General features: G+C 57.9%; 16 protein-coding genes. 9 read left to right on the top strand and 7 right to left on the bottom strand.

The genetic code is table 11. From position 1 onward, the window contains the following. Positions 1-4 precede the first annotated feature (4 nt). Both CXQ82_RS24105 and CXQ82_RS24100 read left to right on the top strand, forming a co-directional pair. Positions 5-793, top strand: coding sequence for an amidase family protein (locus CXQ82_RS24105; protein WP_101272616.1), 789 nt, complete (start codon positions 5-7; stop codon positions 791-793). Between the two features lie 38 nt (positions 794-831). Then, positions 832-1389, top strand: coding sequence for an AAA family ATPase (locus tag CXQ82_RS24100; protein WP_101272615.1), 558 nt, complete (start codon positions 832-834; stop codon positions 1387-1389). On the opposite strand, the gene CXQ82_RS24095 is transcribed toward CXQ82_RS24100, so the two are convergent. Then, positions 1319-1699, bottom strand: coding sequence for a helix-turn-helix transcriptional regulator (locus tag CXQ82_RS24095; RefSeq protein ID WP_101272614.1), 381 nt, complete (start codon positions 1697-1699; stop codon positions 1319-1321). The two genes, CXQ82_RS24100 and CXQ82_RS24095, sit on opposite strands and share 71 nt — an antisense overlap. A 106-nt stretch (positions 1700-1805) precedes the next feature. Next, positions 1806-2753, bottom strand: a complete 948-nt coding sequence (locus tag CXQ82_RS24090) for a hypothetical protein (RefSeq protein WP_101272613.1) — start codon at positions 2751-2753, stop codon at positions 1806-1808. A gap of 249 nt (positions 2754-3002) precedes the next feature. Here CXQ82_RS24090 and vapB point away from each other — a divergent pair, with 249 nt between their 5' ends. Then, on the top strand, positions 3003-3242 hold the full coding sequence (gene vapB, locus CXQ82_RS24085; protein ID WP_101272612.1) for a type II toxin-antitoxin system VapB family antitoxin: 240 nt from the start codon (positions 3003-3005) through the stop codon (positions 3240-3242). Continuing rightward, positions 3235-3639, top strand: coding sequence for a type II toxin-antitoxin system VapC family toxin (locus CXQ82_RS24080; RefSeq protein WP_101272611.1), 405 nt, complete (start codon positions 3235-3237; stop codon positions 3637-3639). The genes vapB and CXQ82_RS24080 overlap by 8 nt, the downstream gene beginning before the upstream one ends. 195 nt (positions 3640-3834) lie before the next feature. Here the strand turns inward: CXQ82_RS24080 and CXQ82_RS24075 are convergent, their stop codons facing one another. The 5 genes from CXQ82_RS24075 to CXQ82_RS24055 all read right to left on the bottom strand — a co-directional run bounded on the left by CXQ82_RS24075 (position 3835) and on the right by CXQ82_RS24055 (position 8358). Continuing rightward, on the bottom strand, positions 3835-4479 hold the full coding sequence (locus CXQ82_RS24075; protein ID WP_101272610.1) for an HAD-IB family hydrolase: 645 nt from the start codon (positions 4477-4479) through the stop codon (positions 3835-3837). 73 nt (positions 4480-4552) lie between these two features. Next, positions 4553-5269, bottom strand: a complete 717-nt coding sequence (locus tag CXQ82_RS24070; protein ID WP_101272609.1) for an HNH endonuclease — start codon at positions 5267-5269, stop codon at positions 4553-4555. A gap of 99 nt (positions 5270-5368) precedes the next feature. Then, the gene (locus CXQ82_RS24065; protein WP_101272608.1) at positions 5369-5947 is read right to left on the bottom strand and encodes a Bro-N domain-containing protein; all 579 of its coding nucleotides are present in this window, start codon (positions 5945-5947) and stop codon (positions 5369-5371) included. A 314-nt stretch (positions 5948-6261) separates the two neighbouring features. Further along, complete coding sequence (locus CXQ82_RS24060; protein ID WP_032879817.1) at positions 6262-7512, bottom strand: ribonucleotide-diphosphate reductase subunit beta; 1251 nt, start codon at positions 7510-7512, stop codon at positions 6262-6264. Positions 7513-8088: 576 nt separating this feature from the next. Next, a complete protein-coding gene (locus tag CXQ82_RS24055) occupies positions 8089-8358 on the bottom strand; it encodes a DUF2790 domain-containing protein (protein WP_101272607.1) in 270 nt (89 codons plus the stop codon). A gap of 397 nt (positions 8359-8755) precedes the next feature. Here CXQ82_RS24055 and acs point away from each other — a divergent pair, with 397 nt between their 5' ends. The 5 genes from acs to CXQ82_RS24030 all read left to right on the top strand — a co-directional run bounded on the left by acs (position 8756) and on the right by CXQ82_RS24030 (position 14798). After that, on the top strand, positions 8756-10711 hold the full coding sequence (gene acs, locus CXQ82_RS24050) for an acetate--CoA ligase (protein ID WP_101272606.1): 1956 nt from the start codon (positions 8756-8758) through the stop codon (positions 10709-10711). Between the two features lie 711 nt (positions 10712-11422). Continuing rightward, positions 11423-12208 carry an ABC transporter substrate-binding protein gene (locus CXQ82_RS24045; protein ID WP_101272605.1) on the top strand — a complete coding sequence of 262 codons (786 nt, stop codon included), beginning with the start codon at positions 11423-11425 and terminating at the stop codon, positions 12206-12208. A gap of 91 nt (positions 12209-12299) precedes the next feature. Beyond that, positions 12300-12989 (top strand): ABC transporter permease, encoded by a 690-nt coding sequence (locus tag CXQ82_RS24040; RefSeq protein WP_032886746.1) that lies wholly within the window; start codon positions 12300-12302, stop codon positions 12987-12989. After that, positions 12986-13684, top strand: coding sequence for an ABC transporter permease (locus CXQ82_RS24035; RefSeq protein WP_010208307.1), 699 nt, complete (start codon positions 12986-12988; stop codon positions 13682-13684). Before CXQ82_RS24040 ends, CXQ82_RS24035 begins: the two co-directional genes overlap by 4 nt. 1 nt (position 13685) lies before the next feature. Beyond that, positions 13686-14798: a succinylglutamate desuccinylase/aspartoacylase family protein gene (locus CXQ82_RS24030; protein WP_101272604.1), complete on the top strand. Its 1113-nt coding sequence runs from the start codon at positions 13686-13688 to the stop codon at positions 14796-14798. The last annotated feature ends 19 nt before the right edge of the window (positions 14799-14817 follow it).

Genomic DNA, 14817 nt, shown 5'->3' with positions numbered 1-14817 from the left:
ACCGATGGACGACAAATGTAAGAAAACATGGCGCGTGGGTGTGCGATGTTCGACGGGGCATGCGCTGGCTGCGCTGCCGGAATCGGAAGCCCCGACGCCTGCCCCGCGTTCTTCCAGCGATCATGCGGGCCCGCGCGGTATCGAGTTTGGAGTCGATGCTCGCGCTTATGCGCACCTCGCCGCAGGCGTGACGATTCCTGGCTATGATGCGCCAGCTCTGCCGCTCAAGCCTGTGCGTGATCCGTCACTGTCATTGGTCGCCTTGAGTGGGATCGACCCGTCAGGTTCGGTGATGGTGGAGGTGCCCTTGGTGCAGAACAACACCACCTTCACCGCTGCCCAGGCATTGGCCGGTCGGCGTGTGGGGTTCGCTGAGCACTTTGTGCTGGGCCATGGTCACGCGCCGATCCAACACCGTACGGCGTTTCTGAACGCGTTGGACACCCTGCGCCGCGCCGGCGCGCAACTGGTGCCAGTGCCTGCACAGCGGGTCGATGCCAGCTTGCAGTTCAACCTGCATACCCGCAATGAAATCGACGCGCATATGAGCGAGTACCGGCTGGACGCCCTGGTGTCCGACAGCCGCACCGCTGCGTTTCATGCGGCCTGCTGGAGCGGCTACCCAGGCCTCGGCGAGCCCCTTGAAGAGGGGGCAACGCTGTGGTTCTACGGCGCGCGCTGGTCCAAGGAATCGCTGGCGGCGCTGGTACGGGAATACCGTAACGTTCTGCGCCAGAGCCATTATGCAACTGCAAACGATGGCTCCCAGCGCTTGAATAGCCTACCGCTGTAAGCGGTTTGCGCCGGGCAGCGCACAAGTGGAGAAACGCCATGGCCTGCAGAATTCACATCCTCGGCGCGGCAGGTGCAGGCACCACAACCTTGGGCATGGCCTTGGCCGAACGCCTGAACATCGCTTATTTCGACTCCGATGACTTCTACTGGCAGCAGACCGAGGCCCCTTTCACCGTTGCCCGGCCCAAGCAAGAACGCATCCGCCTTCTGCAAGAGCAGACCGCCGGCCTTGAAGGCTGGGTGCTGTCCGGCTCACTGTGTGGTTGGGGCGACCCGATGATCGCGCACTTCACCCACGTGGTGTTCCTGCGCCTGGCCCCCGACATCCGCCTGCACCGCCTGCGCCTGCGCGAGGTGCAACGCTACGGTGAGCAAATACTCGAAGGTGGCAGCCGCCATGCAAACAGCGTTGCCTTCCTGGCTTGGGCCGCGCGTTACGACGATGGCAACCACAGCCTACGCAGCCTGCGCCGTCATGAAAGCTGGCTCAAGGCGCCGACGTGCCCGGTGATTCGGCTGGACGCTACGCCCCATTCGGTTGAGGCGTTGATGAATCAATTGATGCCGCTGTTGAGCCCATCAGCCGCGAGATAATAGAAGGGGCGGCAGGTTCGGTGGGTAGGGTGCCAAACCTGCGCGCACTCATCCCCCATCCCGGTGCAAACCCCGGGAAGAACACCAGCCCCTCAGCCTCCAGCCGAAACGCCAAGGCCAGTCGGGTTTCATCCCCAACGTCACCGTGGCTTTCAAACTGTTGCAGGGCCTCCACCGTCACGCCAGCCTGGCGGGCCAGCTCTTCACGGCCCCAGCCCAGCATCGCGCGGGCCTGTACGCTGTGTTTGGCGGTGAATTGATGCAGGACGATCTGCTGGTCTACAAAAGAGTGCATTGCCAGAGAGGACATGGGGTTTCTCCAGGATTCGACGGGGGAAGGCAAACTATACTGTGTTTTTGTACAGTTGTTTTGACCGTTCATCAACTGGATTCTTTGCGGGCTTTTCAACCCACCGCTACTCGACTCCCGGCGCCTCCCGAATAATCAGGTGGTCGAGGTTCTCGATATTCGCGCTGAACACCCCAAAAGTCTGCTCGGGGTTTTTCTTGCTGGGCACCTGTTTCAACGCTGGCGTCACGCCATAGAAGAAGCAGTACAACGCCCGTTCACTGTCCACTGCGGCCTTGATCTGCTCCAGGAATGCCTTGCGCTTGCGGTAGTTCTCGATGAGTTTTTTACTCAGGTAGACATTTACCGAGTAGGGCTTTTTGTCGAGCCATACCTTCTTTTCGAAGTCGATGCGAAAGCTGCTGGTGTAGTCCTTGATCGCTTTGATCTTGCCCCAGTAGATCAGGCCCTGGTTGTCTTGCAGGTATTCGATCTTCTTGAAAAACGTCCAGTAGGTCGCAGTGTGGTCGCCGATCTTCAGCGGCATGCCCTTGAGCTTGTCCTTGTCGTCGATATTCGACACATAGCACTCCACCGGGTGGGCAAACACGCTGGTTTTGTCCGGGGTGGTCTCGCTGTGGTTGTGGGGTTTGGACGTCGGGTTCGAAGGCGCTTTCGCTGAATCTTGTAGGGCGTTTCCATCGGTGCCCGCGTGGGCTGTTTTGGCGGGGTACTGACGACGTGTGAGTACAAACTCCGAGGGGAAATTGTCCTCGCGCTCGTCGTCACTTTCACCAGACGCTGTCTTTTGCGTGCTGGCATAGCGGCAACCGTCGACATGCCGGGTGCTGGTCTTGTTCTTGAAATGCGGGGTGCGTTGGTAGTTGACGTTTTTTGCGTTAAAGGTGCTCAGCGCATTGCCTGGGTCGAACGCCGCGCGGCATTCGTCGTTGGGGCACAGGAAACTGTCCTCGTCGGAATCGTAGGCGGCGGTTTCGTCGAAATTCAGGTCTCGTACGTCGTAGATCGACAGCTTGTCATCGAGACTCAGGCTGTAGGCCGTGTCGAATTTCATGGGGCTCGGGTCCGTGAGAAGTTTCGCTATTAATAGCGGGAACCTGCACAAATATCAGCAAGAACCTGCAACCCGTCGCCCACTCAGGAAGCATAAGTTGCTGCCTCTTGCCCGAAATGCACATCCTAAGCCGCCGCTGACGAACATCCATTCGAACGCGTCCATCGGATGATTGCTATAGAGCTATGCAATAGAGCAGTCGCGAACTATCTTCTTCCCTGTCTTCACCCGCCCAGAGAGGTGTTCCTAATGTCTACGGGAACGATTTTCACCAATAACCGCACGCAAAATATCCGCATCCCTGCTGACATGCGTTTTCCTGCTGGTGTGAAAACTGTTGAGGTGCGTGCCGTGGGTCGCGAGCTGATCATTTCGCCAGTTGAAAACACTTGGGACAGCTTTTTCCTTGCAAGCGAATCGGTATCTGATGACTTTATGGAGGAACGTGCCGATCAAAATCAGCAAGAGCGAGAGTCCTTTGATGATTAAGTACATGCTTGATACCAACATCGTGATCTACATCATCAAGCGTCGGCCTATCGAAATACTGGAAAAATTCAATGCGAACGTAGGGCGAATGGTGATCTCTTCAATCACCCTCGCAGAGCTCTTGCATGGAGCAGAAAAGAGCCAATCTGTTGAGAAAAATACCCGAGCCGTAGAGGATTTCACCTCCCGCCTTGACGTCATCCATTACGATGACAAGGCCGCTTTTCACTGCGGCTCAATCCGTTCTGATCTCGAGAAGAAGGGCACGCCAATTGGCGTAAACGACCTGCACATTGCAGGGCATGCCAGAAGCTCAGGATTAGTCCTGGTCACTAACAACGAAGGGGAGTTCAAGCGAGTGAATGGCTTGATTGTGGAGAACTGGATTGCTGCTTAGTACCAGCGAGATGATCAGCCTCACACGGTGAAGCGTGGAAGCTGTCGAGTCTGAGCGAGGCTCCGCTCATCGCCCCTAGCACTCCACGCGAGTGCGCGCTCCAGCGGGGCACTGATCAAACTGTGGGAGCTGTCGAGCCCCAGCGAGGCTGCGAAGGGATCGCCTCGGTCTACCCGCCAACCCCACCCACCCGCATCACCGCTGCAACCGAGCCCGCTTTTTCTTCGCATGAAAATGCCGAAAATGCGCATCCTGCGCCGCCGCCAGCAACTCCCGATCCCCGCGCGTATCGCCCCAAGCCCGCAGCCGATACTCGCCCAAATCCCCATACACCGCCTCAAGCCGCAGTACTTTATTCTCACAGCGGCAGTTGTTCCCGGTGAGCTTACCGGTCAACACCCCGTCGACCACCTCAAGCTCAGTGCCAATCAACTTGATCCCCAGCCGATCCGCAAACGGCTGCAACACCAACGCCGGCGACGCCGAACATAGTGTCACCACCGCGCCCGAGCCCAACTCCTGCTCCACCGACAACACCCCCGCCGGGCGCATCAACCGCGCCCAATTGCGCTGGCAATACTCCTCGGCCTTCTGCTGCACCCACGCCTTCTCCACCCCGGTCATAAAGGTGCGGATCAACTGCGCCTTCAACTCATCCCGGCTGATCTGCTGCAGCAAAAAGCGCAGCCCAGGCACCGCCAACTTGACCATCCGGCCGTAGAACTCAGCGGGGCCAAAGGCAAACTTGAGGAAGGGCACGAAACTGTCGTGATGGGTCAGGGTGCCGTCGAAGTCAAAGACGGAGAGTACTTTGGCGTCGATGGGGCCGGCTTCGAGCATGTCTGGGTTCACGGGTTGGCCTCGGTCCTATCTAGTATTTTTTTGAGCGTGCATCAGGTGTGACCGCAGGAGTTCACTCTTGTATCAATCGGCTGATTTTCGAGTAAAGCCCAGCGGTGAATTCGTCCCGATCACTCGACCGGTGACAACGCTGATGGCAATTGGGGCACAAGGCTACAGCATTGGTGATGCGATCCGAACCCTTCTGGGCGAGGTGCTTGACGTGATGTACTTCAAGAAATGGCTGGCCGTTGTCTAGGTTGAATGGCGCGCGTAGGCTGCAACCCTCACAAATACCTGCCGCCTGCTGACGTACCCAAGCGCGCACTTCCGGATCGCGTACGTAGGATGTGCTTGTGGTACTGACCTGCTGCGGTGCGGCGATGCCTTCGGGTTTGGTCTTGATGGGTTTGCTTTGAAGCTTTGCTGCTCGCCGCTCCAGTAACTCGTCATCAAACGTGGGGGCATTGTCTTGAGATGCAACGATGCCTCGCTGTGCCAGCATCCGGCTGATACGAGAGACGACTCCCGAACCGACATTCTTTGCGGCTGTGTAACCAGCAATCGGTGTTTGATTCAGTATTTCAAACACAGCAGAAATATTACGCATGCGGTAATCAACCGACGCTAAGGATCGAGTGCTTAAAGCGCCTTCGCGTAGAACCTCGTGTTCGGCTTTCTTGTTAAGGGACTGGCCGAGACTTACCAGCTTCAACATTTTCAGGTAGCCATCGACGGACGCTTCAAGCTCCTGATCGCTCCATCCGGTATTACTTTTTTTCGTATCCATACAGCCGCCGAGGGTAGAAAACCCTCGGACGATACTGAGTAGCCATTATTGCGTCTACGAAATTTCCTACGACTAGGTGGGATTTGCCGTTCGTTCTTGTTAGTACATTCGCTGCTTCATTCGGAAGGGTTGGGTGAGCTTTCGCCACCACCGAGTCTTTGCTGATTCTCTCCGCCAGGTCCGATTAACCAGTAAATAAGGCATGTCCCGAAGCCGTATCCAGCCTTCATCTTGCCAATGCAGCAAGTTCAACGACATTTCCGGCCAATCCAGCATGCTCAGCAACGGTCGCTCCACCGATCTTGGCTGACGCTCGTCCCGCAACGTTGGTACCACTTCATGAGTCAGCCAACTTCGCAGCAGACGATTCCCCGGCGTGTAGTGATAGACCAGCAATGCGTATGCACCGGACTCGCTGATCATCAGCATTTCTTCCGGTTGACCGTGGAATAACAGCTTTACAGTTCTTCGTTGGTCCTCATCGAGCTCGCGAGTGGTTCGCTCGCCCAAATACCACCCCATCAAACGCCCAAGGTCACGCGCACAGAACCACACTTGGTTTTCTAGAAGGAGGGTATGTAACTGAAGATTATGGCGGGTGAAAACGACGGCAATAGAAGCCTCGGGTGTGATCGCACTCTTGGCGCGAGCTAAGTTGAGCAAATATTGGCTAGACATTTCCTTTGACCTCTACGTGATTGACGAAAGGGCGCAAACCCAACGTAGAGAGCGGATTTAAGAAACTCCAACTTACTTAGCCTCGATACAGCGTTCATTCCGCATGATAGATCATGTGGGTTTTCGGCTGTGTGAGTGAGACTAGCTGCTACGTTGGGCGTTTCTTAGGCACCGGTTGGCGACACTATTCGGCGTCGAAATTCGTATCAACCACTCTGTGGATGATCTTGGTGTAAGACAAATCTTATACAGATCAAGGGGCATAAAAAAGCCCTGAACAAGTCAGGGCTTCTCAATGTTGCTTGGCTTAGGAATCAATCCCAGCTCAACGCCCCACCAGTCTGATACTCGATCACACGGGTTTCGAAGAAGTTTTTCTCTTTCTTCAAGTCCATGATCTCGCTCATCCAAGGGAACGGGTTAGTCGTCCCTGGATACTCTTCCTTCAACCCAATCTGCGACAAACGACGGTTCGCGATGAACTTGAGGTAATCCTCCATCATCGCCGCATTCATGCCCAACACGCCGCGCGGCATGGTATCGCGCGCATATTCAATCTCCAGCTGAGTCCCTTGCAGGATCATCTGGGTCGCTTCTTCCTTCATCTCGGCATCCCACAAGTGTGGGTTTTCGATTTTGATCTGGTTGATCACGTCGATACCGAAGTTCAGGTGCATCGACTCATCGCGCAGGATGTACTGGAACTGCTCGGCCACGCCGGTCATTTTGTTGCGGCGGCCCATGGAGAGGATCTGGGTGAAGCCGCAGTAGAAGAAGATGCCTTCGAGGACGCAGTAGTAGGCGACCAGGTTGCGCAGCAGCTCTTTATCAGTCTCGACGGTGCCGGTTTCGAACTTTGGATCGGAGATCGAGCGGGTGTATTTGAGGCCCCAGGCGGCCTTTTTGGCGACTGATGGAATCTCGTGGTACATGTTGAAGATTTCGCCTTCATCCATGGCCAGCGATTCGATGCAGTACTGGTAGGCGTGGGTGTGGATCGCTTCTTCGAAGGCCTGGCGCAGGATGTACTGGCGGCACTCCGGGTTGGTGATCAGGCGGTACACGGCCAGGACCAGGTTGTTCGCGACCAACGAATCCGCAGTGGAGAAGAAGCCCAGGTTACGCATGACGATGCGGCGTTCGTCGTCGGTGAGGCCTTCGGGGTTTTTCCACAGGGCGATGTCGGCGGTCATGTTGACCTCTTGCGGCATCCAGTGGTTGGCGCAGCCGTCGAGGTACTTTTGCCAGGCCCAGTCGTACTTGAAGGGTACGAGTTGGTTGAGGTCGGCGCGGCAGTTGATCATGCGCTTTTCGTCAACGGCGACACGGGCGGCGGAGCCTTCGAGTTCGGCGAGGCCTTCGGCGACGTCGAGTTTGTCCAGCGCAGCCTTGGCACGCACGATGGCGGCGGAGTCACTGGCGGTGACGGCGCGGGCTTCGATGGCGGCGGCAGCGCCGGCACCGTCGAGGCGGTCCATGTTGGCTTCGGTGGCGTGGCCGGCGTTGGCGCCTTTAGCGGCTACTTCGCCTTCTTCTTCTTTGTCGAATTCGTCCCAGCTCAGCATGACGTGTCGTCTCCTGCGTGAGGGCTCAAAGGTGCCCGTGTGAAACCGGATGGTTGGGGGTTCACACGGCCCCAAGGCCGCGGTGGATCTTAAGGAATCGTTTGTTGCAGCTAGCGCACGCATTAAACGGAATAGGGTTACGGGTGCTCTGCGTGAGGCTTGAGGGGCGGAGCAGTAGGTGCTTGCTCCAGCGGAGGCCTCAGGTCTGGCTCTTCATCCCCGTGTAAAGGGATATTGCAGGCCCGATTTACCCGCGCATTATAGGGAAAAATTCGGCTTTGTGTTGCGGCGGATGGTCTCGGATCAGAGACAAAAAGCCTGCTATTTACGCCAGAGTGAGGGTTTACAGGGGTTTGATGGGGTAGGAAATTTTTGACGGGCGGTGGGCTATTTATTGCGGGGGGTGGGGAAGGGCTTTTTGGGGGGAGGAGACGAGGGGGGGGAGGGCTTGGGGATGGCGGAGGCCGTCTTCGCGAGCAAGCCCGCTCCCACATTTGGATTGGGGTGTGTCAGACGCTGGCTCTTTGCCGCAAGAACGATTTCTTGCGGCGAATAAGAATCCTACAGAGGTGGTTATTACCCGTTAGAGCAACCGTTACCCATTACATGGTAATTAAGAATATGCCGCTGACCTTGGGAGTCTTCATATTCCATCTTTACCGGTACAACTTCGCAAACTTCCGGGATGTTGCTCATGGACAATACTTTGGCAACGTCCAAGTGGGTGCTATAGGTGTAGTCCTCAACAATCGGGGCATTCTGGCCGGCCAGCTCGGTCGGGGCCTCGTCGGCCAGGGCGGCGGTGGCGCACAAGCTGCTGAGGGCCATAACTACGAGAGCTTTCATTTGTTTACTTACCTTCTTCAGGGCGAAAGGGGTCACGGGGCCCTTGTGAGGCCGCGTGTGTAACTTAAGAGTTGGGAAGTTCGGATTAACGATGCCTTCGTGGGGGCTGTTGCGTTGTTAATCACAGTGCCTTGTTGGCGGAGTTGATTTTAGGCCCGCGAGTTATATTCATATACCCGTGCTTTTGATAAACACTATTGGCGGTTTTTGTAACAATCCCGTGGTAAAGGTTTTTTCACCAAGCCGCAAAGCGCCACGGGGCGCGGGCCAGAGCGGCACACGCGGATAGCAGGGCAATTTGTAGGGGCTTGTTACTACCATCGTCGAATGGTTCTATGGGGCAGCCCCGGCTACAACAGGGCATACAAAAACAACTATTGTCACCGAGGTAAGAAAGATGAGTGCGGCTTCCCTGTACCCCGTTCGCCCCGAAGTAGCAGCCAACACGCTGACCGACGAGGCGACCTACAAGGCCATGTACCAGCAGTCGGTGGTCAACCCCGACGGTTTCTGGCGCGAGCAAGCCAAGCGCCTTGACTGGGTCAAGCCTTTCACCGCGGTGAAGCAGACCTCGTTCGACGACCACCATGTCGATATCAAATGGTTTGCCGATGGCACCCTGAACGTTTCCTACAACTGCCTGGACCGTCATCTCGCCGAGCGTGGCGACCAGGCGGCGATCATCTGGGAAGGCGATGACCCTTCCGAAAGCCGCACCATCACCTACCGCGAGCTGCATGAAGAAGTCTGCAAGTTCGCCAACGCCCTGCGTGGCCAGGATGTGCACCGCGGCGACGTGGTGACCATCTATATGCCAATGATCCCCGAAGCCGTGGTCGCCATGCTGGCGTGTACCCGCATCGGTGCGATTCACTCCGTAGTGTTCGGCGGTTTTTCGCCGGAGGCCCTGGCCGGTCGTATCATCGACTGTAAGTCGAAGGTGGTGATCACCGCTGACGAAGGCATTCGCGCCGGTAAGAAAATTCCGCTGAAGGCCAACGTCGATGACGCGCTGACCAACCCGGAAACCAACAGCATCCAGAAAGTCATCGTGTGCAAGCGCACCAATGGCGCGATCAAGTGGAACCAGCATCGCGACATCTGGTACGAAGACCTGATGAAAGTGGCCGGCGCCGTGTGTGCGCCAAAAGAGATGGGCGCCGAAGAAGCGCTGTTCATCCTTTATACCTCCGGTTCCACCGGCAAGCCGAAAGGCGTGCAGCACACCACCGGCGGCTACCTGCTGTATGCAGCCCTGACCCACGAGCGCGTGTTCGACTACCGCCCAGGTGAGATCTACTGGTGCACCGCCGACGTCGGCTGGGTCACTGGCCACACCTATATCGTCTACGGCCCGTTGGCCAATGGCGCGACCACGCTGCTGTTCGAAGGCGTGCCGAACTACCCGGATATCACGCGGGTGGCGAAGATCGTCGACAAGCACAAGGTCAATATCCTCTACACCGCCCCGACCGCGATCCGCGCAATGATGGCTTCCGGCACCGCTGCTGTAGAAGGCGCCGATGGCAGCAGCCTGCGCTTGCTCGGTTCGGTGGGCGAGCCAATCAACCCGGAAGCCTGGGACTGGTACTACAAGAACGTCGGCCAATCCCGTTGCCCGATCGTCGACACCTGGTGGCAGACCGAAACCGGCGGCAACATGATGAGCCCGCTGCCGGGCGCGCATGCGCTCAAGCCGGGTTCGGCGGCACGCCCGTTCTTTGGCGTGGTGCCGGCGCTGGTGGATAACCTCGGTAACCTGATCGAGGGCGCCGCCGAAGGCAACCTGGTGATCCTCGACTCATGGCCAGGGCAGGCGCGCACGCTTTACGGCGACCATGACCGTTTCGTCGACACCTACTTCAAGACCTTCCGTGGCATGTACTTCACCGGTGACGGCGCGCGCCGTGACGAGGATGGCTACTACTGGATCACCGGCCGTGTGGACGACGTGTTGAACGTGTCCGGCCACCGCATGGGCACCGCCGAGATCGAGAGCGCGATGGTGGCTCACCCTAAAGTCGCGGAAGCGGCGGTGGTCGGCGTGCCGCATGACATCAAGGGGCAGGGCATTTATGTGTATGTCACGCTCAAGAATGGCGAAGAGCCGAACGAAGCGCTGCGCCTGGAGCTGAAAAACTGGGTGCGCAAGGAAATCGGACCGATTGCCTCGCCGGACGTGATCCAGTGGGCACCGGGCTTGCCGAAAACGCGCTCGGGGAAAATCATGCGGCGGATTCTGCGCAAGATTGCCACGGCGGAATATGACGGGTTGGGGGATATCTCCACCCTGGCGGACCCGGGTGTGGTGGCGCATTTGATTGAGACGCACAAGACGATGAACGTGGCGTAAGCGCGGGATAGTCAGACAAAGCCCCATTCGGTGTAGGCCGGGTGGGGCTTTTTTGTGAAGTCTTGAAACCAATGGAGATCAAATGTGGGAGGGGCGGTGCGACGATTCGACTTGCCCCCGATTGCAATGTGTCAGCCAGCTCATCTGTTACTGATACACCGCCATCGGGGGCAAGCCCCCTCCCACATTTGGATTGCATTTCAGGTTGGGCAGAAAGGGTGGTCTGACAGCCCTGCATAACCCCCAGCCCAATAAATATCGGTTTCTTCAGTAGGAAGTTTCTGAATGTTACCGCTCAGCATAAATGTGTAACCCCACGCCCAAACCTGAGGCAAAGTGCTACGCCTTTGCTCCTTAAAGCCGCATTCCAGACACCCCAACCAATAAGATTAAACGCCAGACTTGCCGTGCTAGAAGGGTTTGCGAATAATAGGCCCGCAATTTGCAGCATCAACAGGTTTAATATCTTTTGTCTCTGCATAAAATTCAGAGGCTGTCAATGTGCTGAAACCGCTTTCTCGGTGCTTCTGTAAATAGTTGTCGCATTGAGGAAATATCGGCTTCCGGCCTGTCGTTAGAATGCCGATCACTCGCTCGTCGTCTCCAGTGTTGCACTGGCGTAGGACGCAGCACCGCAATTCGGTTCCTTTACGTCGCATCGTGGGCCATGGCTCATACTGCTGTTTTGCCCTATACCGATGGAGTCCCAAGATGAAGAAACTCGTGCTGTTGGGCGCCCTGGCGCTGTCCGTGCTGTCCATGCAGGCTTTCGCTGAAGGCAAGCCACTGAAAATTGGTATCGAAGCAGCCTACCCTCCGTTTGCCTCGAAGGCGCCGGATGGCAGCATCGTCGGTTTTGACTACGACATCGGCAACGCCTTGTGTGCAGAGATGAAGGTCAAGTGCACCTGGGTCGAGCAAGAGTTCGACGGCCTGATCCCTGCGCTTAAAGTGCGCAAGATCGACGCGATCCTGTCGTCCATGTCCATTACTGAAGACCGCAAGAAGTCCGTGGACTTCACCAACCGCTACTACCTGAGCCCAGCGCAGCTGGTGATGAAGGAAGGCACCACCGTCAGCGACAGCCTGGATGAATTGAAAGGCAAGAAGATCGGTGTGCAGCGCGGTTCGATCCACGACCGTTTTGCCAAGGAAGTCCTGGCCCCTAAAGGCGCCACCGTGGTTCCTTACAGCTCGCAGAACGAAATCTACCTGGACGTGGAAGCTGGCCGCCTCGATGGCACCGTGGCTGACGCCACCCTGCTGCAGGACGGTTTCCTGAAAACCCCGGCCGGTAAAGGCTACGCGTTCGTGGGCCCACAGTTCACCGATGCCAAGTACTTCGGTGACGGCATCGGCATCGCTGTACGTAAAGGCGACAAGGAAAACCTGGACCGCATCAACGCAGCCATTGCCGCGATCCGTGCCAACGGCGAATACAAGAAAATCCAGGACAAGTACTTCGACTTCGATATTTACGGCGCTGACTCTAAGTAACTCGTCGTAGCTGTCTGTCCTAAATGGCGCAAGCAACAGAATTCCTGCGGTTTGCGCCATTTTTTCATCCCCCTTTTCGAGGACCTGAATCATGTTGAAAGGCTACGGGGCCGTCATCCTCGATGGCGCATGGTTGACGCTTCAGCTCGCCTTGTCGTCCATGGCCTTGGCCATTGTTCTGGGTCTGATCGGGGTAGCGTTACGCCTGTCGCCGGTGCGCTGGTTGGCCTGGCTGGGTGACTTGTACTCCACGGTGATCCGCGGGATCCCCGACCTGGTGCTGATCCTGCTGATTTTCTACGGCGGTCAGGACTTGCTCAACCGCGTCGCGCCGATGCTCGGCTATGACGACTATATCGACTTGAACCCCTTGGCCGCCGGTATCGGCACCTTGGGTTTCATCTTTGGCGCCTACCTGTCGGAAACCTTCCGCGGCGCCTTCATGGCCATTCCCAAGGGTCAGGCCGAAGCCGGCCTGGCGTATGGCATGAGTAGCTTCCAGGTGTTTTTCCGGGTGATGGTGCCGCAGATGATCCGGTTGGCGATCCCCGGCTTTACCAACAACTGGCTGGTCCTCACCAAGGCCACCGCGCTGATTTCGGTGGTGGGCCTGCAAGACATGATGTTCAAGGCCAAGCAGGCGGCAGACGCCACCCGTGAGCCTTTTACCTTCTTCCTCGCAGTGGCGGCGATGTACCTGGTGATCACCAGCGTGTCGTTGCTGGCCCTGCGCTATCTTGAGAAGCGCTACTCGGTAGGCGTAAGGGCGGCTGATCTATGATCTTCGACTACAACGTCATCTGGGAGGCCATGCCGCTGTACCTTGGCGGCTTGCTGACCACCCTGAAACTGCTGGCCATTTCGCTGTTCTTCGGCCTGCTTGCCGCCTTGCCCCTGGGCTTGATGCGGGTGTCCAAGCAGCCGATTGTCAACGGCGCGGCCTGGCTCTACACCTACGTGATCCGCGGCACGCCGATGCTGGTGCAGCTGTTCCTGATCTACTACGGTCTGGCGCAATTCGAGGCGGTACGCGAAAGCTTCCTGTGGCCGCTGCTGTCCAGCGCTACCTTCTGCGCGTGCCTGGCCTTTGCGATCAACACCAGCGCCTACACCGCAGAAATCATTGCCGGCAGCCTCAAGGCCACGCCGAACGGCGAGATTGAAGCAGCCAAGGCCATGGGCATGTCGCGCTACAAGCTGTACCGCCGCATCCTGTTGCCGTCGGCCCTGCGCCGCGCGCTGCCGCAGTACAGCAACGAAGTGATCATGATGTTGCAGACCACCAGCCTGGCGTCCATCGTCACCCTGATCGACATCACCGGCGCCGCGCGCACGGTCAATGCGCAGTTCTACCTGCCGTTCGAAGCCTATATCACCGCCGGCGTGTTCTACCTGTGCCTGACCTTCATCCTGGTGCGCCTGTTCAAGTTGGCCGAGCGCCGCTGGCTGAGCTACCTGGCTCCACGGAAGCACTGATATGGAGCGTATCGACCATCTGTTGCCCTGGGGTCACCTGGGCTGCGAGCGCCAGCTGAGCGTATTCCGTTTCGGCAGTGGCGAGCGCAAGGCCTATATCCAGGCCAGCCTGCACGCCGACGAATTGCCGGGGATGCGCGCCGCGTGGGAGCTGAAAAAGCGCCTCACCGAACTGGAACAGCAAGGCGCCCTCAACGGCGTGATCGAGCTGGTGCCGGTGGCCAACCCGATGGGCCTGGGCCAGTTGCTGCAAGGCAGCCACCAGGGCCGTTTCGAGGTCGGCAGCGGCAAGAATTTCAATCGTGATTTTGTCGAGTTGAGCGAACCGGTTGCCGAGTTGCTTAAAGGCAAGCTGGGCGATGACCCCCACGCCAACGTGCGCCTGATTCGCCAGGCCATGAGCGATGCGCTCAGCGCATTGCCCGAGCCCGCCAGCCAGCTGCAAGGCATGCAGCGCATTCTGCTCAGCCACGCCTGCAGCGCTGACGTGGTGCTCGACCTGCATTGCGATGCCGAGGCCGCGCTGCATATGTACGCGCTGCCCCAGCACTGGCCGCAATGGCGTTCGTTGTCGGCGCACCTGAATGTAAAAGTCGGCCTGCTCGCGGAAGACTCCGGCGGCAGTTCGTTTGACGAAGCCTGTTCGTTGCCGTGGCTGCGCCTGGCCCGGGCATTCCCCGAGGCACAGATACCGTTGGCCTGCCTGGCGACGACCCTGGAGTTGGGCGGCCAGGCCGACACCGGCCGTGACGAAGCGATCTTCCACGCCGAAGGCATCCTCGCGTTCCTTGCCGAGCAGGGCCTGATCACCGGCGAATGGCCGGCGCCGCAGCACGAACCGTGCGAAGGCGTGCCGTTCGAAGGCACCGAGTTGCTGTTTGCACCCCACGCCGGGGTGATCAGTTACCTGCGTAAAGCCGGTGACTGGGTGGAAACCGGCGAGCCGATTTTTGAAGTGATTGACCCCCTGGAAGACCGCGTAAGCACCATTTGCGCGGGCACCTCGGGGGTGTTGTTTGCCGTTGAACGGCTACGTTATGCCCAAGCGGGTTTCTGGCTGGCCAAGGTGGCGGGGCGCGAAGCGCTGCGTCACGGGCGCTTGCTCAACGACTGACCACCTGTTTTTGTGAGAA

The sequence above is a fragment of the Pseudomonas sp. S09G 359 genome (assembly GCF_002843605.1).
In the GTDB taxonomy this organism is placed as follows: Bacteria; Pseudomonadota; Gammaproteobacteria; order Pseudomonadales; family Pseudomonadaceae; genus Aquipseudomonas.
This window is presented reverse-complemented; position numbering and strand designations above follow the sequence as displayed.